Origin of the sequence: Mesorhizobium tianshanense (genome assembly GCF_007830515.1) — a bacterium.
Classification (GTDB): Bacteria; Pseudomonadota; Alphaproteobacteria; order Rhizobiales; family Rhizobiaceae; genus Mesorhizobium; species Mesorhizobium tianshanense.
Map to the genome: position 1 here is coordinate 108,520 of NZ_VLKT01000015.1, position 20,607 is coordinate 129,126.

Genomic DNA, 20,607 nt, shown 5'->3' on the forward strand with positions numbered 1-20,607 from the left:
GTTGGTCATGCCAGATGACCTGCGGCGCGCATCTACCGGTTGGCCGCATGTCGGACAGGAATGGAAATGGTCGCTCTCATGCCCGACCTGTTCGCCGTGTCGCCTGGCGGTAGTCGGCGGCCAGTGGAGATACGTTTGTCATGACTAATGAACGCGGGCCGGCGCGCTTTGTTGCGTGAGGTCGTCGTGCCGGCTTTTGGGCGCCCAGCAGTCGGCGGGTGCCGGCGCGGGCCGGCTGAACGCAAAAGCTCCGCAGCACCCTTCGGTTAGACAAGATGATCGGGCATGCATCCCTGGAGTTGGCGAAGGCGCCATTCCACTTATGCTGGGGTAGTGCGGCAGGCTGCCTCGTGAAACTTGTGTCGGTTCAGAAGGTCTCAAGCATAGTGGGGGGCGGCCTAGCTCCCTGCGGCGGGAACCTCGCGGGAGGTCAAGAAGCGACGGTTGGGGTCGAAATCTGCAGGCAGCCACCCTATGTGCGTGGGCCATGAACCATCCGGCCCAACTCTGAATGAACAAAACAACTAACAGACGCGCGTTGCTGCTCGTCAATCCCAAGGCGCGGCGCGGCCATGAGCCGATGACGCCAATTATCGAGCGGCTGGAGGCTGGCGGGCTTTCCGTTACCGTGGAGACGTTCGAGGCGTTGCCCGAGCTTGCACGCGACATTGTACGCTTGCGCCACCTGGCCGATCTTGTGATCGTGTGTGGTGGCGACGGTTCGGTGTCGTCGGCGGCGATGGCGGTGGCGGAAAGCGGCCTGCCGATGGGCATTATCCCGATGGGAACGGCGAACGACCTCGCGCGCACGCTCCACATCCCGACAAATCTGCTGCATGCGACCGACGTGATCGTGCGAGGCAGAACCCGACGGATCGATGTCGGCACCGTCAATGGGCATGCCTTTTTCAACGTCGCGAGCATCGGACTGAGCACCGAACTGGCGCAGGGCCTCGACCCCGCTCTGAAGAAGCGTTTCGGCAGGCTTGGGTATGCGTTGGCGGCGATGAAAGTGTTGACCAAGGCCGTGCGGTTCCACGCGAAAATCACCGAAAAAGGTGCGGCGATCGAGGCCGAAACCTACCAGATCGCGGTTGGAAACGGAGTGCATTACGGCGGCGGCAACGTGGTGGAAGAGACGGCCGAGATCGATGACGGACATCTCGACCTCTATAGCCTGGAGATGACGAACCTGTGGAAGCTGGCGCTGATGGTCCGCTCGTTCCGCTCTGGAACGCATGGTGCCTGGCGTGAGGTGCGCACGGCCAGGTGCATCGAATTCGACATCGAGACAAAAAAGTCAATGCCGGTTAACACGGATGGTGAGATCGTCACCTCGACGCCTGCCCATTTCAAGGTTCTGCCGAAGGCGATCTCGGTCCTCGCTCCGCCACGCGCCTTGGCGCGCCAAGCCGTATCACCTCGTTGGCAACGCCCGATGATCACGTCGCGCGTGTCATAGACCGCGCCGGCATCTTGGCGGATTTCATCGATACGACGGCCGAGACCGGCGATCTCCTGGTCGCGGGACTCATGCGGCGGTGCAGAGAAAGCATTCGGGAATCTGGTGCTGCGAGAGAGGATTGAACTCTGATTCATGTCAATAAAATCAATAACTTGCAAGGAACTTTGTAACATTGTGACGAGCATCTAAATGACCTCAATCAGTAAGTCGAAATCGGCCAACATCTGAGGAAACGTGCTCCTGCCTTTGCCTCGGCCTCTTGTTGCGTTAGCATAGGCGCAAATTAGCTATTGCTGACGAATCGGATTTCGCTGAGGGGGCGAAGTTTCATGGAAATGCAGCAGGTCCGCTATTTTCTGGCCCTGTCCAGCACTTTGAACTTCACTAGGGCAGCCGAAGAGTGCAACGTTACGCAACCGGCGTTGACCCGCGCCATCAAGACACTTGAGGACGAGCTGGGTGGAGAGCTCCTTCGGCGCGAGCGCCAGCATTCTCACCTGACCGAACTTGGCCGGCGCATGCTGCCTTTGCTGCAGCAATGTTATGATGCCGCCACGTCCGCCAAATCACTCGCCAAAGCAGTGCAAAGCAGCGACGTGGCACCGCTTAATGTCACCATTTCCAGCAGCGTGAACATAGCGCTGCTGGTTTCGCCGTTTACGGAGCTTTTTCGGGCTTATCCCGGTGTGCATCTCAAGATCAGTCGCGGTTCGCCGACCGCTGTCGTCGATGCGCTCAAGAATGGTGCCGTCGAATTGGCGGTGGCCGGCCCGCTGGGGGCGGCTTGGGATCGGCTCGACACTTGGCCGCTCTTCCAGGAGGAGATCGAGCTGGTGGTGAATTCCGATCACCCGCTTGCCCGTCGCAACGAATCCGACGTTGCGCTCAATCAGCTTGCCGGAGAACCGGTGCTCAGCCGGATCGATTGGGAAACAAGCGAGGAGCTGTCGCGTCGCCTCGCTGCGAAAGGGTTCACGCCTCAGGCCGCCCATGAGGTCGAGACTGACCACGACCTACTGGCGCTGCTGGAGGCCAACGCCGGTGTGGGCTTCGTCTCCACGACAGCGCCGCGGTCTTCGAGTGTCCGCAGACTCAAGCTGCGGGATGTCGACATTTCGCGCGTGGTCGCCGTCTACGCGGTCGCTGGCCGGCATCGTTCGCCAGTCGCCACGACGCTGCTCAACCTGTTGCGATCGACCGACTGGTCGCCATTTGGCGTTAGCGAGCCCGCTTGAGCGCAGCAATCAGGTCGTCGATGTCCATTCGCCGGCGGTAGTCGGGATCGACGAAGCGCTCTGTAATCCGCCCGTCCGTGCCGACGATGAAAGTCGCCGGGATCGGCAGGAACCAGCTGCTGTTGCCCTGATAGCTAGGGAGATCATATCCAACTCCCATCAACCGTTCCATTTCAGCCCCGACCCAGATAGCGAGGTTGAGTGAGAGCGCATAGCCATTGTCCATGTCGGTCAGGAATGGAAACTGGGCACCTACCGTAGTCTTCATCGCCTTCGCAAATTTGCGTCGTTCGGGCATGATCACCGCCACTTGGCCACCCAGTGCGGCAATCTCCTCCTGGACCTCTACGATCCCGATCGCATTCAAGCGGCAATAAGGGCACCAGTGACCCCGCTGGAAGATTATTACTGCCGGCCCCTGCTTCAGTAGGTCCGCCAATCCGATCAGTTTGCCGCTGTCGTCAGGCAGGAGGAAGGTTGGCATGAGATCGCCAGGCGCCGGCGCCATCGTCCCTGCCCCCTGCTCCTGCAGGCGTGACACCAGGCGGTCGACCGCATCGGCAAAATCGCCGTTGAGTCGGCGAACAGCCCTTGCGACCACCTCCAGCCGCTCATTCAACGGCGCATCGAGTTCGACGGCAGCCTGCACGGACTGTTCAAGTGTCATTGTCTGGTCGTCGGCGGCCATTTCTGCTCTTTCATAGCTTGCATGCAGCCTATCATCGAAACCCCTCGGCCACGATCATGCTTTTCTTGCATGGATTCGATGTCCTGCGTGCATCGAGCACAAGCGAGGTTCATATTCTGTTCGCGGCCTCAGCTCATTTCGTTACATCATGTTCCTGACATCCGAGGCGAAAGTGGGGAAGCCGTAGACCATGTCCGATAGCTGCGATGCCGTGATGCCGTGTTTCATAGCTAGCGCGAAAAGATGGATCAGCTCTTCGCCGGCATGGCCCACCATGTGGGCGCCGACGATCCTGTCCGCGGTCTCCTCGACAATGACCTTCGACCACGCGACGGTCTCGGCATAGGTCCTCGCGGATAGCCAGCCCTGCATGTCGTTCACATGGACCCTGACGCCAAGGCCTTGCTCTTTCGCTTTGGCCTCGGTCAGCCCGACGCTGGCCAGGGCGGGGACCGTGTAGAGACACGCCGGTATCTGGCCGTAGTCCGGCCGGTGTCTCGGCCCATCGACGATGTTTCGGCCGACGATGCCGCCCTCATAGGTCGCTACTGGCGAAAGCTGCGGAGAATTCCACACCGCATCGCCGCAGACGTAGACGTCAGGATTGGAACGCGAGCGCAGATGATCATCGATGTCGATGCGGCCTTCGCGATGCGCGATGACGCCGGCGCCGAGATCGAGCCCCTCGACGTTGGCGACACGTCCGGCGCAATTCACAACCCTGTCCGCATCTACGGAGCACTCGACGCCATCCGCCACAAAGGTGGCGCGCAACCGTCCGTCGACCTTGTCGATCCTCTTGACCCAGGCCAGTGTGCGGATACGAATGCCTATGCGTTCGCTCGCGCCACGGATCCGGGCAACGGCGTCGGCGTCGAAACCTCCGAGCAGATGCGGCAGTGACTCGAGGATCGTCACGTCGACGCCGGCGCGCGCATAAACGTGGCCCAGTTCGAAGGCAATGACGCCGCCGCCGACGAACACCACCGCGCGGGGCAGCACCGGGTCGTTCAGGACATCGTCCGAAATGGTCAGGTGCTCGGCGCCTGGAATTGGCAGTGAACGCGGCTTCGAACCGGTTGCGATGACGATGTTCCTGGCTTCAAGCTCGCGACCGTCGACGCTGATGGTATTGCTGCCGATGAACGCGGCCTCGCCGACGATGACATCGACGCCGCGCTCGGCCATCAATCCGGACAGGCGGGAGGGAATGTCCCTGATCATATCCTTTTCACGGTCGATCAGGGCTCGCCAGTCGAGCCTCGGCGTATCGACCGTGATCCCGTGCCGATCGGCCTCTTCGATCCCATGGAGCGCGTGGGCCGCCGCGACGAGGACCTTCTTCGGCGTGCAGCCACGATTGGGGCAAGTGCCGCCGAGGTCGCGTGCCTCTATCATGGCCACCGACATCCCGGCAGCGCGCGTGGTCACCGTCACACCCATCCCCGCATTGCCCCCGCCGAGGATCACGACATCATATTTTTCCACCCGTGTTGCCCTCCCGAGATCAATGCAGTTTGACTCGCGGTTTGGTGCGTTGCGCCAGGATCCCGGCGATCGTGTCCAGCGCGGTCTTCAAAGTTCCGTGCACCGCCTTGACATGCATTTTGTAGAGCGAGCGATACATCAGCCGGGCAAGCAGGCCTTCGATCTTCAGTCCACCAATCAGAGTGCCAAACGAGCCGTAGTCGGCCAGCGAAACAAGGGAGCCGTAATCGCGGTAACGGAATGCCGGCACGGCCCGTCCCTTGAGACGCGCGGCGACCACCTTGACCAGGTGATCAGCCTGTTGATGGGCTGTCTGGGCGCGCGGTGGCAAGGGATTGTCCTCGCCGGGCAAGACACAGCTCGCGCAGTCGCCGATCGCAAACACGTTCTCGTCCCCTCTGGCTTGCAATGTCGCATTCACGAGCAGGCGGTTGATGTGATCAGTCTCGAGGCCATCGAGATTTTTCAGGAAATCCGGCGCCTTGATCCCAGCGGACCAGACGACGAGCTCGGCCGGCACAAACAGCTTCTCGCCGAGCCTGACGCCGTCTTCCGTCACTTCGGTGACCTTGATCCCGCACCGTATCTGGATGCCGAGATGACGAAGCAGGTGCGCCGAGGCGAGTGCCAGATGTTCAGGCAAAGCCGGCAGGATACGCGGCCCCGCCTCGACGATGGTGATGCGGATCAGCCTTTCGAAATCGATATTGTCGAGGTTGTGCGACGCAATTTCCCGCATCGACTTGTGCAGCTCCGCGGCCAGCTCGACGCCGGTCGCTCCGGCACCGACGATGACGCAATGGAGCTGGCCTGGCGACAGCTGTTCGTATTGCGCATTGGCGCGCAGACATGCGTCTATCATGCGGTTGTTGAATCGGGCGGCCTGATCGGCCGAATCGAGCGCGATTGCGTGGCGGGCCGCCCCTGGCGTGCCGAAATCGTTGCTGACGCTACCGACGGCCAGCACCAGCGTGTCGTAGCCCAGCACACGTGGCGGGATGATTTGCCAGCCATCGTCATCGAAGCTTGGCGCGACAAAGACCTGGCGCCTGGCGCGGTCGATGCCGACGACCTCGCCGATTCGGTATCGATAGTGGTGGCGACTGGCGTGGGCGATGTATTCCACCGCATCGTTGGATGCGCTCAGTGCGCCTGAGGCGACCTCGTGCAGAAGCGGCTTCCAGACATGGGTGCGATTGCGGTCGACGAGCGTGACGGAAAGCCGCCGCTTGCCGAACTTGCGGCCGAGGCGTGTTGCCAGTTCGAGTCCGCCCGCACCGCCACCGACGATGACCACGCGATGGAGCGAGCTATCCGCATGGGATGGTGTCTCCGGTATCGTGCGGAAAATTGCGGCGTTGTTGGCGAGCACTGCTTCTGGAACCAGTCGTATTCCCGGAGTGATGATCTGCATCGGTATTCTCCGTCACTTTCGTCGGCCTCGCCGCGCTCAAAAAATCACTCTTGCGATTCGTGGATGACGATGCCTTGCAGCATGTCGACGTCGCATTCCCACGGCTTCTCCGAGAGAACGCGCATTCCATGCTCGTGCCCTGCCAGCCAGCGCGTGCGGATGCCTGCCCGGGTGAAGTCGATGTCCTTGGTGTGGTCCTCGCCGTCGAGGCGCGGTGAAAGCAGCCGAACCAGGTGCATGACCGAAGGGCAGCCGTAGGACGCGAGTTCCTTGAACATCGGATCCTCGCGCCGCTCCTCGGGGACCAGCTTTCCCATTTCGCGAACGACGTGCCGAAGACGATGCAGTTGCTCCTGCCGGGCCACGTGGCTCCGGCCTCGGCTGGCGTATTGAAGGTCCTTTTGCCGCCCCATCACCTGCCAGATCGATTTCGGCTCGGTGGCGCGGGGCTGCCACATGTTGACGGCAAAGATCAGCGCATCACGCCGCGGCCGGGCATCGAGCACGACTTCAATGGGCGTGTTGGAATAGATGCCGCCGTCCCAATAGGGCTCGCCGTCGATGCAAACCGCCGGAAACGCCGGGGGCAAGGCGCCCGATGCCATGATGTGCGCCGGCGACAGCGTCATCTCGCGGCTGTCGAAATATTTGAGTTCGCTGGTGTTGACGTTCACCGCGCCGACCGTCAGGCGCGTGTAGCGCCGATTGAGATAATCGAAGTCGATCAGGTTGCTCAGGGTCCTTTTGAGCGGATCGGTGGTGTAGTACGATGCATTCTCCACACCAATTTCGCGATTCACCCCGAACATGGCGCTTAGGTTCGGTTCGAAGAACCCCGGTATGCCGTGCATCACCGTGCCCATGTTGGCAAAGATGTTGCTTGGAACCATCATCCGGAAAAACTCATCGAACGGGCTGCTTCGGCTGACGCCGTCCCAGAACTCGCGCAGCCTCGGCAGGCGGTCTTGCGGCTCGTTTCCGGCAATCAATGCCGCGTTGATGGCGCCGATCGAGGTGCCGATGACCCAATCCGGTTCAATCCCGCCTTCAACGAGCGCCTGATAGACGCCGGCCTGATAGGCTCCGAGCGCGCCACCGCCCTGGAGGACCAACACGGTCTGGCGCTGGATGGAACCATCGGCCACACGGCTGGCCTCCGGCGCAGGTTCCGACGTCGAAGGATTTCGGGTGATCTTGTTCATTGTCTTTTCGCTCCTCGTTGCCGCATTTCAATGAGCGGTCCAGCCGCCTTCGATCGGCATGATCGCACCGGTGATTGAGGCCGCGTCGTCCGAAGCCAGGAACAGGCAGAGCGCCGCAACCTGGGAAACGGTCACGAACTGCTTTGTCGGCTGCGCCGCCAGAAGCACATCCTTGATCACCTGTTCCTCAGTGATCCCGCGTGCCTTGGCCGTGTCGGGAATCTGCTTTTCGACCAGAGGTGTCAGCACGTAGCCAGGGCAGACCGCGTTCACTGTGATGCCCTGCTCGGCGACTTCCAGCGCGACCGTCTTGGTCAGGCCGGCGACCCCATGCTTGGCGGCGACATAGGCGGACTTGAATGGCGAGGCGACAAGGGCGTGAGCGGACGCAACGTTGATGATGCGGCCCCATTTGCGCTCCTTCATCGCCTGCAGGGCGCGCCGGATCGTGTAGAACGACGACATCAGATCGATCGCCACGACCGCCTCCCATTTCTCGATCGGAAAGTCGTCGATCGGCGCGACATGCTGAATGCCGGCATTGTTGACGAGGATGTCGACGGCGCCGAACTCGGCGATTGCCTTGTCCATCATCGCGGTGATCGCCCCGCCCTTGCTCATGTCAGCATTGTCGTAGCGAACGGTGACCCTATGGTCGGCAGCAATCCTGACGCGTAATTTCTCGATCTCTTTGGCATCGCCGAATCCGTTGAGCACAATATTGCAGCCCTTGGCCGCAAAGGCCTCGGCGATCCCTTGGCCGATGCCGCTCGTCGAGCCTGTGATGAGTGCTGTCTTTCCTCTGAGCATCGTTGTTTCCTTCGGTTGGAGCTGCGACCGGAAGTGCCGGCAAACGGCTGCGAGCAACAGGCTTCCGCGCCCAGGTCTTGAGTTCTGGAGCAAGTATGGCGAACCGCTCGAAGCAGCGGAAATGCCGTTGAGACATGGATTCGATAGCCGACGGTCAGATCATCAGCTCGGCGCCGGCCTCGCATGCCCGGGCGGCGGCTCTCTGGCACATGTCCACCCTCAGTTCTTTCTGATCGTCAAGGTCACGGACTGAATGACCTCGGTCGCCATCTTGAACTGCGGCGCGCGGTCGGTAATTCCATGCCGCTTGGCGATCCAGTCGAAATCGCTGTAGGCGGCATAAACTGAACCATCTGCGGCCTGGTAGACCAGCACGCGGACCGGCCAGTCGAGACCGGCTTGCGGATTGGACGTGATGAAGGTCGTGCCGAGCGCCGGATTGCCAAACATCACCAGCCGCGACGGCCTGACATCATTGCCGGCATTCTGGCCAAGGCTTGCCTGGTCGATGACGCCAAAAAACTTGATGCCCTTCTTGAGGACGTCCTTTTTGATGCGGGCAACTGTCTCCGCGATGGAATAGTCGCTCTTCACCGTGACGACGCCATCCGAAGCGGCAGCCGGGACGACAATCGCCATCAGCATGGCGGCGCAGGCAATCAAGGTTTTCAGGTAGGTGGTCATGTCAGTCTCCTTTGGTGGTGGGTTGCATGGATTTTGGCTATTGCATTGATATCCTTATTCATTCCCGCCTTAGATAGGTCGCCTTGCAGTCGACGAATTCCCGATCGTCAGGCGGTCGGCGACTTCAACGACCGCGCGACCGCGATCGCGCCGGCGAGGACTGCTACGAGCACGGCCACGCATGCGGTCCAGCCGATCCGGTCATAGATCTGTCCAATGACGAAGCTGCCGGCGAGCCCGCCTGCATAGTAGGAAGCAAGGTAGATGCCGCTGGCGGCGGCGCGGTCGCGCGAAGCGGTCCGGCTGACGTGTCCTGTCGCTATTGCCTGCGCCAGGAAGGTGCCAATGGCGACCAGCGCCATCCCACCGAGAACAATGGGAAGGCGACTCGTGAGCAGCAGAAGCAAACCCAGGATCGCCAGCGCAAGCGTTGCACCGATGCCGATCCTTGGGCCGAGGCCCGCAGCGACGCGCCCGGCGAGCGGCGTGGTCAGCATCGAGGGCAGGAAGACGAAATACACCAGTCCCAGCGCCATCGGCGATAGCGATAGCGGGGCGGCGACGAGCTGGAAGTTGACATAGGTGAAAGTGCCTATGAAGACGAAGAGGATCAGGAAACCGATCGCGAAACAGGCGCGCAGCTCGGCGTTCTTCAGCAGGCTCTTCCAGGCCGCGCGGGCAGGCTCTCCTGTCGCGTCGGCGCACATCATCGCGGAGGTCTTCTGCAGCGTGAGCCAGACAAGAGCCGCGCCAATCAGATTGAGGGCGGCGAACGTCAGGAAATTGGTGGAGATGCCAAACGTATCGGCGACGGCGGCCGACATAAGGCGGCCGAAGAAGTTACTGGCAACATTGCCGGTCACATAGGCCGCAAGCGCCGCTGTCGTCTGCCGCGCGGAAAAATGCTCGGCCAGGTAGGCCATCGTCAGCGTGAACGCGGTCGACATGCACAAGCCTTGGACGACACGCAGCAGGGCAAAGACGACGATGCTGTCTGTTTGTGACAGCAGCGTAGTCGGTATCGCCAGCACCGCGAGGCTGATCCAAATGCCGTTGCGGCGATCGAGGTTCCTGCCAAAAAGCGCCACCCCAATGCCGGCCACAGCCATGCCGAAAGTGCTGGCATTCACAGCAAAGCCCATCGTGGCACGGCTGACGCCGAACTTTATCACCAGCGAAGGCAGGATTGCCTGGGTGGCGAAGAGATCGACAAGTGTCAGGAAGGCGATCACAGCGATGATGCCGAAGCGCCAGCTGCCCGTGGCAACCATGCGCAGCCGCGTCGGTTCGGTGTGTTCACTGGTCGTCATGATAGGGCTCCGTGGCCACACGTCCCCAGGCGATCACCCGAGGACGCGCTTTCAGTTGCTGATACTGGTATCTGCTCACCGCGGGGCGCGGCTCACATCGTGTGGTCGTCGTGCATCGCCGGCGGCAGGACGTCGGCCGAATAGAGCACCGCCGGAACCTTGCCGTTGTTCTTCCACCAATGGGCGAGTTGACCGAACTCGGCGGTCACGTCGCCAGCCTGGTGGTCAATTCCCACCTTGCAGGTGCTGCTGTATTCGGTGATTGAGCCCTCCACCACGAGGATGTTGGCGGGACGAACGGTGTGCTCATGCCAGGGCACGACACCGCCCGGCTGCACGACGAGCTTGCGCAAGCGCAGCATGTTACCTTTCCAGGCCTCGCCCTTCGGGCTCAGATCGATGGCCGAAAGGACTTCGTCGGTAACGCCAACCGGCTTGCTGGGATGATCCTGGATGTCGATGGTCGCGGCCTGGCCGGCTGGGCAATCTCCTGCAAAAGCCGGCGCGACGGAAAACGCCGCGGTTGCGGAAAGAAGGCCGAGTGCCAGCGCCACATTAAGTGGCGCGCTGAATGGGATTGCTTTGGAAGCCATATCTTGTTTCTCCTTTGTCGGTGCCCAAACGCGGGAGGCGGGGCATGACAAGGAGAGTGACCAGGTCCGGGAAGAAAGAGAAATGCTGCCTGGCTCTCAATTCCATACCTGAAAACTATAGTAAGCCACTCGTGCCGACACATAGGAGGTGCGAGAAAGCATGCCGCGAGAATGGAAACTCTTCGACTATGCTTCAGGCCGCTGTCTTGCGGGTTGCCAAAGGTATGGCACTTTCCGGCCAGCCATGCGCCTTCACGCTGTTTACGAAGGCCAATGCCGCGGGTGAGAACCGACGTCCCGCCACAACGACGAGGGATACCTCCCGCCAGACTTCGGGGTCGATAACGGGCCGGACTTGCAAGCCCGGGATCACCGCGCTGAACTCCGGGATGAAGCAGATTCCGAGGCCTCCGGAAACCATGTTCTGGATCCAGTCCTCGCGCTCGCTGGCGTAGGAAATCCTGAGCTTCACGCCGCGATCGTTGCACAGGCCGGCAAGATGATCGCGATACTCGCAGTTGAGACGCCTGAGATAGTTTTCACCGTCGAGTTCGGAAATGGAAACATTGTCGTTGCGGGCCAATCTATGGCCGTTGGGAAATGCCAGGACGAAGCGCTCGCGATAAAGCGGCGTCACGTCGAAGCGTTCCGGAAAGCTGTCGCTCGATGCCATTATGGCGACGTCGATCTCGCCTGATTCGAGCAGTTGGGAAAGCGATGCCGGCACGCCCTCTACCAGTTGAAGCTGGATACCCCGCTGACGTCGGTTGAAGTCGGCCAGCAGCCCGGTGAACCGGCGCGGACCGATGGTGCACATGACACCAACCTTGAGGTTCGCATTTTCCAGACAGAGAAACCTTGATGCCTCTTGCCGAACGCCGGTCAGTTCGTCGAGGATCTGCTGGAAACGGGGTCGCAGCAGCACGCCCAGATCGGTAAGGTGGGTCAGATTTCGTTCGCGGCGAAACAGCAGGCCGCCGACCTCGTCCTCGAGCTGCTGGATGGCTCGCGATAGCGCCGGCTGGGTGACGTTGCACTTTTCCCCGGCGCGCGTGAAGTTTCGTGTCTCGCAGACAGCAAGAAAATAGCGGATGTGATGGATGTCCATGCCGATTGTCCCCGAACTGCATACGGTTCATATGCTGGCTTCGGAGCCTGCCGCAAAGCGTCCCGTCGTGCCAATGCACTGCCGCTATAAAGTCGATAGCGGCCCGTCATGATGCCATCTGAGGTCAAGGTGCGGATTGCTTCGCCACGGCTAGAGTTCCGCTCAGGCTGACCTAAAAACGATGATGGCGAGCAAATTGCTCGCCATCATGCTCGCTTCTGCAGCGGAAAAGGCCAAGCGGCGTTTAGCTGTTGCCGCCAAGCTGATGGACCTTGACGCAAAACTCGGCATACGGCTTGCTCATCGCCGCGTCGTTGCATTCCTTCTTCATCGCGTTCCGCTTGTCCTTCGACATCGCATTCCAGGCTGCTTTGAACTCTCTGTCCGACTTCATCGTCTTCATGCCCGCATCGGCGTAAAACGGCTGCATGTTGGATGGTTCGTCGAGCCCCCCGGCAAACGCGACGCTGCCGAGAATGGAAAGGGCAAAGGCGCTGAGGCAGATAGCTTTGATATTCATGGCATGATCCTTCTCTGAGGTTGGGCGATCGTCCCATCGACGGCCGCGGTAATGATCGGCAGCAATCGAAAAACCTGCGGTTCCTGCTTGCCGAGACGAAACGTTGCTGCGATCGACCGCCAACCCGCCAATGCCATCTGCGTATGGAGTTTATGCCGCTTCTGCATCCCATGGATGCTTGGCGGCACAACCGCTAATTGGCGCCGCCCAAGGCGAGCACGTTCGCGCAGAACCGGCATGACGCGTGCTCATTGCCGTGTCGTTGCAGGCGGATTTTTGCCTGCCTTACAAACCTTGCCGCGCGGAATTGCAGCCAATGCAATCTGCCTATGGAGTTCATGCCACCTTGGCATTTCGCCCTGAGGGGATGATGCGGCAATCTCTCCATATGACGCCCTGGCCGGCGTTTTTGGGATGGAGACCAAAAAGATGCATGTCCAGACCGGAACTGAAAACAACAACGCCGTCATTGCCGGCGCAAGACCTGCGGTGGACGACGGGCAACTCATCGACATTGTCCTGACAAGCGACGCACACGGTGCATTTGTCTGGGGCGTGCTGGACCGCCTGTTGGACGAGCACGGCCTTTGCTTCGGCAACATCACCGCGTCCGGTTTCGGTGCGATGGAGGCGGCGGTTCTGGCCTATGGCCTGGCTCTGGGCGATCGGCGTGGCGCACGGACGGCGCTTACCAACTTCTGGCGACGCGTCAGTCACGCATCGATGTTCGCAGCCGATACAGCCAGTCCGCTGAGATCGATTCTGGAACAGTCAATCGACATTGCGGAGATTCGTAAGAATAGCTGCCCGGTGAAACTCAGCATCCTGGCTTCAAATGCCCGCACCGATGCTGTGAAGATCTTCACCAGCGATCAATTGTCGATCGACGCGATCGTGGCGGCGGCCACAATCCCATTCCTCTTCCCGGCCGTGGAGATCGACGGCGACACCTATTGGGGCGACGGCGACCTTTCGGGTTTACCACCGGTCCAGCCGGCTGAAGCCGGTCATCGGCTGATCATTGCCAGCAAGCCCTCCACATCCATGACGCCGTGCGGGGCTTGTCGCCTCGCCGCCGGTCATGGTGCAATGAAGCCCACACAGATTCACACCATCTTCGACGGTCGGAACCGGGCTGGCGCAGCGCTATTCTTGAGACCCTGGACCGACTGGGGTGAGTTGACCGACATGCGTGACAGAGGACGGGAAAGAGCCGATGATTGGCTTCTGGCCGATCACCTCTTTGTGGGCGAACGCTCTGCCGTCGATAACAAAAACCGATACGTCTAGGCGCCTCCCTCCCGCCTAGCCGCGCCTGCTTCGCCCTGTTCACGAATGCAGGCGCCAAGCCCTCCGGTTCCCCGCCGGAGGGCTTTTTTGCTTGGGGCCTCTTCAACATAGTGACCGCGTATCAAATCCATGCCGAGACAGCATTTCAGCTCGGCCTTCTGATCAGGGACACTGCTTGCAGACAGGCCGCAAGGTCAGTCTTTCCCTCGAAACGCAACCAGGAGACACGACTGTGATCAACGCCAAAACCCTCATTGGATCGGCCCTCGCGGCTGCCACTTCGCTGGCCGCCACGGCCGCCTACAGCGGCCCCGCCGCCCAGCCCGACTTCGCCTTCGAGAAATGCTACGGCGTCGTCAAGGCCGGCCAGAACGACTGCCAGACCGCAACGCATTCCTGTGCCGGCACCGCGACCGCCGACAACCAGCCGGATTCCTGGCTTTACCTGCCTGCCGGCAGCTGCGCCAGGATCACCGGCGGCAGCGACAAGCCGAAAGCCTGAGCGATCCAGACTTCGAGCCAACCCCTTTGGAAGGGAGCAGACCGATGTGCCGTGCGTTTCAACCCCTCGCGATCCCCGCAACCGCGGGCATCGGTCTTCGCTCTCCCCACATCAGCGAGATGCTGACCCGCAGGCCCTCCGCTGGCTGGCTCGAAGTGCATGGCGAGAACTATATGGGAGATGGCGCCGGCGTCGAGGCGCTGGAGAGGCTGCGCCAGATCTATCCGCTGTCGGTGCATGGCGTTGGGCTGTCACTGGGCAGCGCACAAGGATTGGACCGCGATCATCTGGAGCGGCTGCGCAAGGTCTGCGAGCGCTTCCAGCCAGATCTCGTCTCGGAGCATCTCGCCTGGAGCGTAGCCGACGGCGCTTATCTCAATGACCTGCTGCCGCTGCGCTATGACGAGGGGGCATTGGCGGTGGTGGCACGCAACGTCGAGACCGTCCAGGACGTGTTAAAGCGACAGGTGCTCATCGAGAACTTATCCGCCTATCTAGCCTTTGCAGATTCCTCGATGAACGAGGCAGAGTTCCTGGCCGAACTCGTGACACGGACCGGCTGCGGCCTGCTCTTGGATGTGAATAATGTGCAGGTTTCGGCGCACAACCTGCAATATGATGCAAAAGCCTTCATCGACGCGCTGCCGGCCGACTCCATCGGCGAGATCCACCTTGCCGGCCATGCGACCAATCAGGTCGGAGCCGACACCGTGCTTATCGACGATCATGGCTCACGCGTGCCGCCGGTCGTCTGGACGCTCTACCATCATGCCATAGACCGGCTCGGACCGCGCCCGACGCTTATCGAATGGGATACCGATGTCCCGGTTCTCGATGTGCTGCTGGGCGAAGCCATGTGGGCCGACATGCTCTCCGCTTCGATCATGTTCAACCGCAAGCAGGCCGCGAGACAAACTACGACAGCCAAGCCCCGGCCGATATCCAACCTCCTCCCCTTCGAAAGTGACATGAGGAGCGGCATGCCCGTGCTTGCGGCATTTGCTGCCGCCAAGGCTGGACCGGCCATGCCTGCGGCGATGCCGCCAATAGAGAGGGGATACCATGCTGCCGCTTGAACACCTGCAGACCACCATGGCGCGCTCGGTGCTCGCCATGGAACCAATGGTCACCGCGAAAATGCTAACCGCCGGCAAAGCCGATCCATTGGCCCGCCTGCGTATCTACCAGAACAACACGCGCAGTTCGCTTACCGCAGTGCTGATGGCGGTCTTTCCCGTCACGGTTCGCTTGGTCGACGAGCGCTTCTTTCGTTTCGTGGCGAGCGAGTTCATTCGACGCCATCCGCCTGTGGAGTCCCGGCTGGCGCGCTATGGCGCCGGCTTCCCACGCTTCCTGAAAACGATCGACACGCTTTCCGATATGCCGGTCGTGGCTGAAACGGCGCGGCTCGAATGGGCCATTGCCGAAGCGCTCGACGCGGCTTCGTATCCACCCCGAACCCTCTCGGAATATGACGGCACCGATCTGGGGCCTTCGCCCGATATCGTGCTGCAGCCATCCCTGCGGCTGATCGTTTCGCACTGGTCGATCCTGTCCGTATGGACAGCCCATCAGCAGGAGACGGGGGTCGACCAGCACAGCGCCTGGGAAAGGCGTCCCGAACGCGTGGCGTTGTGGCGGGCCGGTGAGAGTGTCCGCCTGGTTCTGCTTGATCGAGCGAATTTCGCGTTTAGGCATTCCCTGAAGCACGGCCTCGGCCTGGAACACGCCACAACCCGCGCCCTCGCTCTCGATCCGGCGTTCGATCTCGTGTCCGCGCTCGTGCGTCTGTTCGGCGACGGGCTCGTCACTGATGTCCGGATCCCGACGCATCCCCTTGCAAACTGATGGAGACAGTCATGACTGCGATACCAGAATATTCTTCGTTCACCCCGGCTGGCCTTGTCGGCTTCTACAGGCGTATTATCAAACTACCCGAACGCATTCCGCTTTCACTGGTTCAGCTCGCTTCCCGAATCGCAGTCGCACATGTGTTCTGGCAGTCCGCTCAGACGAAGCTCGCATCCTGGCCGGTAACGCTGCAGCTGTTCGCCAACGAATACAATCTGCCGTTCGTTGATCCATCGATCGCGGCGCCCCTGGCGACGACCGCCGAGATCACTGGCTCGGTGCTGCTCTTTCTCGGGCTATTGTCGCGGTTAGGCGCGCTCATGCTGCTCGGCGTCGTTTCGGTGATCCAGATCTTCGTTTTCCCGGAGAACTGGGCCGAACACCTGCTTTGGGCGTCGCTACTGTCGCTGGTGCTGGCCCGTGGTGCCGGTGCCTTCTCGTTTGATCGGTTGGTTGATTGGGCTTTCGCACGAAGAGCCTGAAATCCTCGTCGGGGCACGAGCACACGGCCAAACGTCTCGCTCCCAGGCGGCTCATCGTCAGAACAGAGAACTTCAGCGAATTAAATGGGATCAGCTGGTGCTGCGAGAGAGGATTGAACTCTCGACCTCTCCCTTACCAAGGGAGTGCTCTACCACTGAGCTACCGCAGCCGCCGATGGCGGGGCTTCTGCCATATCGAACCGGCAAGCGCAAGCCGTGTGTGAAAGCCTATGCCAGACGGTTTTGCGGACATGGCAGCGCCACAATGTTGGCTATCCCTTGAGAACGGGCTGGCGCATCGGCCCGAAAATCGGAATCGATTTTCGGAAAGCACGATGCGTAGATAGAAAGGTTAGAGCGTACTTTGTGCGTCCAAGCGGACGCACGTCGCTCTAATCGCCAGCCGGGACGAGAACCATGAACGACAAGACAATTTCGCCTGACAAGGGGGAACCATCGAAAAGGGGCGCTGCCGACCGCAAGGCCAGGCTCGCCGAGCAATTGCGCGCCAATCTGCAGAAGCGCAAGGCGCAGTCGCGCTCGCGGCGCACCGGCGGGGCCGACCAGCGGCCGGACGGGCTCGGTGCCTTAAGGGAAACGCAAAAGGAGTGACCTATATCAACAGGCTTGGCCCAGGGCGTGGGAATCGTGTTTCTTGAACCAAGCCGGCCAATGGTCTAGATGGGCCACAACAGACTCAACCGATTGAAAACCGGCCTTTCGGCCGAGGGGACGCTCTTCAAATGGATCGCATCAGAATTGTCGGCGGCAACAAGCTTGCCGGAAGCATCCCGATCTCGGGCGCGAAGAATGCCGCGCTGCCGCTGATGATCGCCTCGCTGTTGACCGACGACACGCTGACGCTGGAAAACGTGCCGCACCTGGCCGATGTCGAGCAGCTGATCCGCATCCTCGGCAACCATGGCGTCGACTATTCGGTCAACGGCCGCCGCGAAAAGCAGCAAGAGGGCTATTCGCGCACCATCACTTTTTCGGCCCGCAACATCGTCGACACCACGGCACCCTACGAGCTGGTGTCGAAGATGCGCGCCTCATTCTGGGTGATCGGCCCGCTGCTTGCCCGCATGGGCGAGGCCAAGGTGTCGCTGCCGGGCGGCTGCGCCATCGGCACGCGCCCGGTCGATCTTTTCCTGGAGGGCCTTCAGGCGCTGGGCGCCGATATCGACGTCGACACCGGCTATGTCATCGCCAAGACCAGGAACGGCCGGCTTGTCGGCAACCGCTACGTCTTCCCGAAAGTATCGGTCGGCGCCACCCATGTGCTGATGATGGCCGCATCGCTGGCCAAGGGCGAGACGGTGCTCGAAAACGCCGCCCGCGAGCCCGAGATCGTCAACCTTGCCGATTGCCTCAACGCGATGGGGGCGAAGATTTACGGCGCCGGCACCTCTACCATCACCATCGACGGCGTCGAGGCGCTGTCGGGCGCCCGCGTCCGGGTGATACCCGACCGCATCGAGACCGGCACCTATGCGATGGCCGTAGCCATGACCGGCGGCGACGTCATGCTCGAAGGCGCGCGGGCCGACCTGTTGCAGACGGCGCTCGACGTGATTGCCCAGACGGGTGCGGAGATCACGCCGACCAATTCCGGCATCCGCGTCAGGCGCAACGGCGCCGGCATTGCGCCGGTCGACGTGGCGACGGCGCCGTTCCCGGCATTCCCGACCGACCTGCAGGCGCAGTTCATGGGCCTGATGACGATGGCCAAGGGCAAGTCGCGCATCACCGAGACGATCTTCGAAAACCGCTTCATGCACGTCCAGGAGCTCGCCCGGCTCGGCGCCCACATCACGCTGTCCGGGCAGACGGCGATCGTCGACGGCGTGCCGAAGCTGAAGGGCGCGCCGGTCATGGCAACCGACCTTCGCGCCTCGGTATCGCTGGTCATCGCCGGCCTGGCGGCCGAAGGCGAGACCACGGTCAACCGGGTCTACCATCTCGACCGCGGCTTCGAGCGGCTGGAAGAAAAGCTGTCCGGCTGCGGCGCGGTGATCGAGCGGATTTCGGGATGAAGCGCTTCCGCGTGGCTTTCGCGTCGGTTGCGCCAGCCGGAAAGACCGCCTGGAGTATGATCTCGATTTCAATCGAGACCATACTCTAGATTCCTGCTTGAGCATGATCTTTTCCGAAAACCGGTTTCCACTTTTCGGGATCATGCTCTAACAGAAGGCTGAATAATCAACCTTCAGGTGTGAAATCCGCATGGCTCTCAAGCTTGTCGCGCTCGACGATCAGGATCTGAGCATCGTCTCGGCCCATGTCCAGGACGCCGTGCTGAAGGTCGGCGACCTCGAATACGTGCCGGCGACCAAGCGCTTCGTGCTGACCATGAACCGTTTCGTCTGGGAAGCGAAATCCGGCCTGTTCCGCCAGCACAATGAGCGGCGGCAAAGCGTGCTGCATTTCGACCGGGTTCTGGGCGCCAAGACCAGCGGCATTGCCCGCGACAAGCCTGATGAGGTCCTGTCCCTGCTGGCGATCAGCTTCGTCGCGCTCGACAAGCCCGCCGGTATCGTCGAGCTGATCTTTTCAGGCGGCGGCGCGATCATGCTCGATGTCGAATGCATCGAGGCGCGGCTCGCCGACATTGGCGGCGCCTGGGAAGCGACGTCGCGCCCCTTCCATAGAGCCTGAGCAGCACAAGATGGCCATCACCCTTCGTCTGTCCGACGCCGATTTCGAGCAGCGTTTTGCCGCGTTCCTTTTGACCAAGCGGGAGGCCTCGGCCGATGTCGACGCCGTGGTGCGCGCGATCATCGCGCGGGTGCGCGCCGAGGGCGACGCGGCGCTCATCGACTACACGCAGAAATTCGAACAGGCCGATCTGAAAGGCCTCGGCATGGCCGTCTCGCAGGACGACATCGCCAAAGCCTACGACGCCGCCGACCCGCAAACCATCGAGGCGCTAAAATTCGCCCGCGACCGCATCCGTTCCCATCACGAGCGGCAGCGGCCGAAGGACGACCGCTATACGGACGCCGCCGGCGTCGAGCTCGGCTCGCGCTGGACGGCGATAGAGGCGGTCGGGCTCTATGTGCCGGGCGGCACGGCGAGCTATCCGAGCTCGGTGCTGATGAGCGCAGTGCCGGCCAAGGTCGCCGGCGTCGAGCGCATCGTCATGGCGGTGCCCGCGCCCGGCGGCGTCATCAATCCACTGGTGCTGGTGGCGGCGGATCTGACCGGCATATCCGAGATCTACCGCGTCGGCGGCGCGCAGGCGATCGCGGCGCTCGCCTATGGAACCGAGACGATAAAGCCCGTCGCCAAGATCGTCGGCCCCGGCAATGCCTATGTCGCGGCGGCCAAGCGCCAGGTGTTCGGCACGGTCGGCATCGACATGATCGCCGGGCCTTCGGAAGTGCTTGTCGTGGCCGACGGCAGCAACGATCCCGACTGGATCGCCGCCGACCTGCTTGCCCAGGCCGAGCATGACGTGTCGGCGCAGTCGATCCTGATCACCGACGACGCCAGCTTCGGCGAAGCGGTCGAACAGGCGGTCGAACGCCAGTTGCTCGGCCTGCCGCGCGCCGAGACGGCGGCGGCGAGCTGGCGCGACTTCGGCGCCGTCATCCTCGTTCCCCGAATCGAGGCCGCACTGCCACTGGTCGATCGCATCGCCGCCGAACATGTCGAGCTTGCCATCGACGAGCCGGAAGCCTTCCTGGCGCGGATGCGCAACGCCGGTGCCGTCTTTCTCGGCCGCCACACGCCGGAGGCCATCGGCGACTATGTCGGGGGCTCCAACCACGTGCTGCCGACGGCGCGCTCGGCGCGCTTCTCGTCCGGGCTTTCGGTGCTCGATTTCGTCAAGCGCACCTCGATCCTGAAACTCGGGCCGGAGCAGCTGCGGGCGCTGGCGCCGGCGGCCATCGCGCTGGCCAAGGCGGAAGGCCTCGACGCGCATGGACGCTCCGTCGCCATACGGCTGAACATGTAGACTG

The 20,607-nt window shown here is 61.7% G+C and carries 22 protein-coding genes and 1 tRNA gene; 11 read left to right on the forward strand and 12 right to left on the reverse strand.

The window, feature by feature from the left end:
* Positions 1-511 precede the first annotated feature (511 nt).
* Together IQ26_RS14090 and IQ26_RS14095 are read left to right on the forward strand one after the other, a co-directional pair.
* Positions 512-1,462 (forward strand): lipid kinase, encoded by a 951-nt coding sequence (locus IQ26_RS14090; RefSeq protein WP_145718137.1) that lies wholly within the window; start codon positions 512-514, stop codon positions 1,460-1,462.
* Positions 1,463-1,794: 332 nt separating this feature from the next.
* Positions 1,795-2,700 (forward strand): LysR family transcriptional regulator, encoded by a 906-nt coding sequence (locus IQ26_RS14095; RefSeq protein WP_145718139.1) that lies wholly within the window; start codon positions 1,795-1,797, stop codon positions 2,698-2,700.
* Here IQ26_RS14095 and IQ26_RS14100 read toward each other — a convergent pair.
* The 11 genes from IQ26_RS14100 to IQ26_RS14150 form a co-directional block, all read right to left on the reverse strand.
* Complete coding sequence (locus IQ26_RS14100) at positions 2,684-3,388, reverse strand: peroxiredoxin-like family protein (RefSeq protein WP_145718141.1); 705 nt, start codon at positions 3,386-3,388, stop codon at positions 2,684-2,686. The two genes, IQ26_RS14095 and IQ26_RS14100, sit on opposite strands and share 17 nt — an antisense overlap.
* A gap of 141 nt (positions 3,389-3,529) precedes the next feature.
* Positions 3,530-4,876, reverse strand: a complete 1,347-nt coding sequence (locus IQ26_RS14105) for a dihydrolipoyl dehydrogenase family protein (protein WP_240547115.1) — start codon at positions 4,874-4,876, stop codon at positions 3,530-3,532.
* Positions 4,877-4,895: 19 nt separating this feature from the next.
* Positions 4,896-6,290 carry an NAD(P)/FAD-dependent oxidoreductase gene (locus IQ26_RS14110; protein ID WP_145718143.1) on the reverse strand — a complete coding sequence of 465 codons (1,395 nt, stop codon included), beginning with the start codon at positions 6,288-6,290 and terminating at the stop codon, positions 4,896-4,898.
* A gap of 44 nt (positions 6,291-6,334) precedes the next feature.
* Positions 6,335-7,492 (reverse strand): patatin-like phospholipase family protein, encoded by a 1,158-nt coding sequence (locus tag IQ26_RS14115; protein ID WP_145718145.1) that lies wholly within the window; start codon positions 7,490-7,492, stop codon positions 6,335-6,337.
* A gap of 27 nt (positions 7,493-7,519) precedes the next feature.
* On the reverse strand, positions 7,520-8,302 hold the full coding sequence (locus IQ26_RS14120; RefSeq protein ID WP_145718147.1) for a 3-hydroxybutyrate dehydrogenase: 783 nt from the start codon (positions 8,300-8,302) through the stop codon (positions 7,520-7,522).
* A gap of 219 nt (positions 8,303-8,521) precedes the next feature.
* Complete coding sequence (locus IQ26_RS14125; RefSeq protein WP_145718149.1) at positions 8,522-8,986, reverse strand: DUF302 domain-containing protein; 465 nt, start codon at positions 8,984-8,986, stop codon at positions 8,522-8,524.
* A gap of 107 nt (positions 8,987-9,093) precedes the next feature.
* Entirely contained in the window at positions 9,094-10,296 is a 1,203-nt protein-coding gene (locus tag IQ26_RS14130; RefSeq protein WP_145718151.1) for an MFS transporter, read from the reverse strand.
* A gap of 92 nt (positions 10,297-10,388) precedes the next feature.
* Entirely contained in the window at positions 10,389-10,889 is a 501-nt protein-coding gene (locus tag IQ26_RS14135; RefSeq protein ID WP_145718153.1) for a cupin domain-containing protein, read from the reverse strand.
* A gap of 193 nt (positions 10,890-11,082) precedes the next feature.
* Positions 11,083-11,997 (reverse strand): LysR family transcriptional regulator, encoded by a 915-nt coding sequence (locus tag IQ26_RS14140; protein ID WP_145718155.1) that lies wholly within the window; start codon positions 11,995-11,997, stop codon positions 11,083-11,085.
* Between the two features lie 244 nt (positions 11,998-12,241).
* Positions 12,242-12,517, reverse strand: coding sequence for a hypothetical protein (locus tag IQ26_RS14145; RefSeq protein WP_145718157.1), 276 nt, complete (start codon positions 12,515-12,517; stop codon positions 12,242-12,244).
* Positions 12,514-12,756, reverse strand: a complete 243-nt coding sequence (locus tag IQ26_RS14150) for a hypothetical protein (RefSeq protein ID WP_145718159.1) — start codon at positions 12,754-12,756, stop codon at positions 12,514-12,516. Before IQ26_RS14150 ends, IQ26_RS14145 begins: the two co-directional genes overlap by 4 nt.
* Positions 12,757-12,931: 175 nt before the next feature.
* Here IQ26_RS14150 and IQ26_RS14155 point away from each other — a divergent pair, with 175 nt between their 5' ends.
* The 5 genes from IQ26_RS14155 to IQ26_RS14175 all read left to right on the forward strand — a co-directional run bounded on the left by IQ26_RS14155 (position 12,932) and on the right by IQ26_RS14175 (position 16,642).
* Entirely contained in the window at positions 12,932-13,807 is an 876-nt protein-coding gene (locus IQ26_RS14155; RefSeq protein ID WP_145718161.1) for a patatin-like phospholipase family protein, read from the forward strand.
* A 232-nt stretch (positions 13,808-14,039) separates the two neighbouring features.
* Positions 14,040-14,309 carry a BufA1 family periplasmic bufferin-type metallophore gene (locus IQ26_RS14160; protein WP_145718163.1) on the forward strand — a complete coding sequence of 90 codons (270 nt, stop codon included), beginning with the start codon at positions 14,040-14,042 and terminating at the stop codon, positions 14,307-14,309.
* 44 nt (positions 14,310-14,353) lie between these two features.
* Positions 14,354-15,385, forward strand: a complete 1,032-nt coding sequence (bufB, locus tag IQ26_RS14165) for an MNIO family bufferin maturase (protein WP_145718165.1) — start codon at positions 14,354-14,356, stop codon at positions 15,383-15,385.
* Positions 15,372-16,157, forward strand: coding sequence for an HvfC/BufC N-terminal domain-containing protein (locus IQ26_RS14170; protein WP_145718167.1), 786 nt, complete (start codon positions 15,372-15,374; stop codon positions 16,155-16,157). The genes bufB and IQ26_RS14170 overlap by 14 nt, the downstream gene beginning before the upstream one ends.
* Positions 16,157-16,642 (forward strand): DoxX family protein, encoded by a 486-nt coding sequence (locus IQ26_RS14175; RefSeq protein ID WP_240547116.1) that lies wholly within the window; start codon positions 16,157-16,159, stop codon positions 16,640-16,642. The genes IQ26_RS14170 and IQ26_RS14175 overlap by 1 nt, the downstream gene beginning before the upstream one ends.
* 95 nt (positions 16,643-16,737) lie before the next feature.
* Here the strand turns inward: IQ26_RS14175 and IQ26_RS14180 are convergent.
* Positions 16,738-16,812: transfer RNA gene (locus IQ26_RS14180), tRNA-Thr, on the reverse strand.
* Between the two features lie 247 nt (positions 16,813-17,059).
* Here IQ26_RS14180 and IQ26_RS14185 point away from each other — a divergent pair.
* The 4 genes from IQ26_RS14185 (at position 17,060) to hisD (ending at position 20,603) form a co-directional block, all read left to right on the forward strand.
* Positions 17,060-17,254, forward strand: coding sequence for a hypothetical protein (locus IQ26_RS14185; protein WP_145718169.1), 195 nt, complete (start codon positions 17,060-17,062; stop codon positions 17,252-17,254).
* 131 nt (positions 17,255-17,385) lie between these two features.
* Positions 17,386-18,678 (forward strand): UDP-N-acetylglucosamine 1-carboxyvinyltransferase, encoded by a 1,293-nt coding sequence (murA, locus tag IQ26_RS14190; RefSeq protein ID WP_145718171.1) that lies wholly within the window; start codon positions 17,386-17,388, stop codon positions 18,676-18,678.
* 190 nt (positions 18,679-18,868) lie between these two features.
* Positions 18,869-19,300 (forward strand): DUF2948 family protein, encoded by a 432-nt coding sequence (locus IQ26_RS14195; RefSeq protein ID WP_145718173.1) that lies wholly within the window; start codon positions 18,869-18,871, stop codon positions 19,298-19,300.
* 10 nt (positions 19,301-19,310) lie between these two features.
* Positions 19,311-20,603, forward strand: a complete 1,293-nt coding sequence (gene hisD, locus IQ26_RS14200; protein ID WP_145718175.1) for a histidinol dehydrogenase — start codon at positions 19,311-19,313, stop codon at positions 20,601-20,603.
* Positions 20,604-20,607 lie beyond the last annotated feature (4 nt).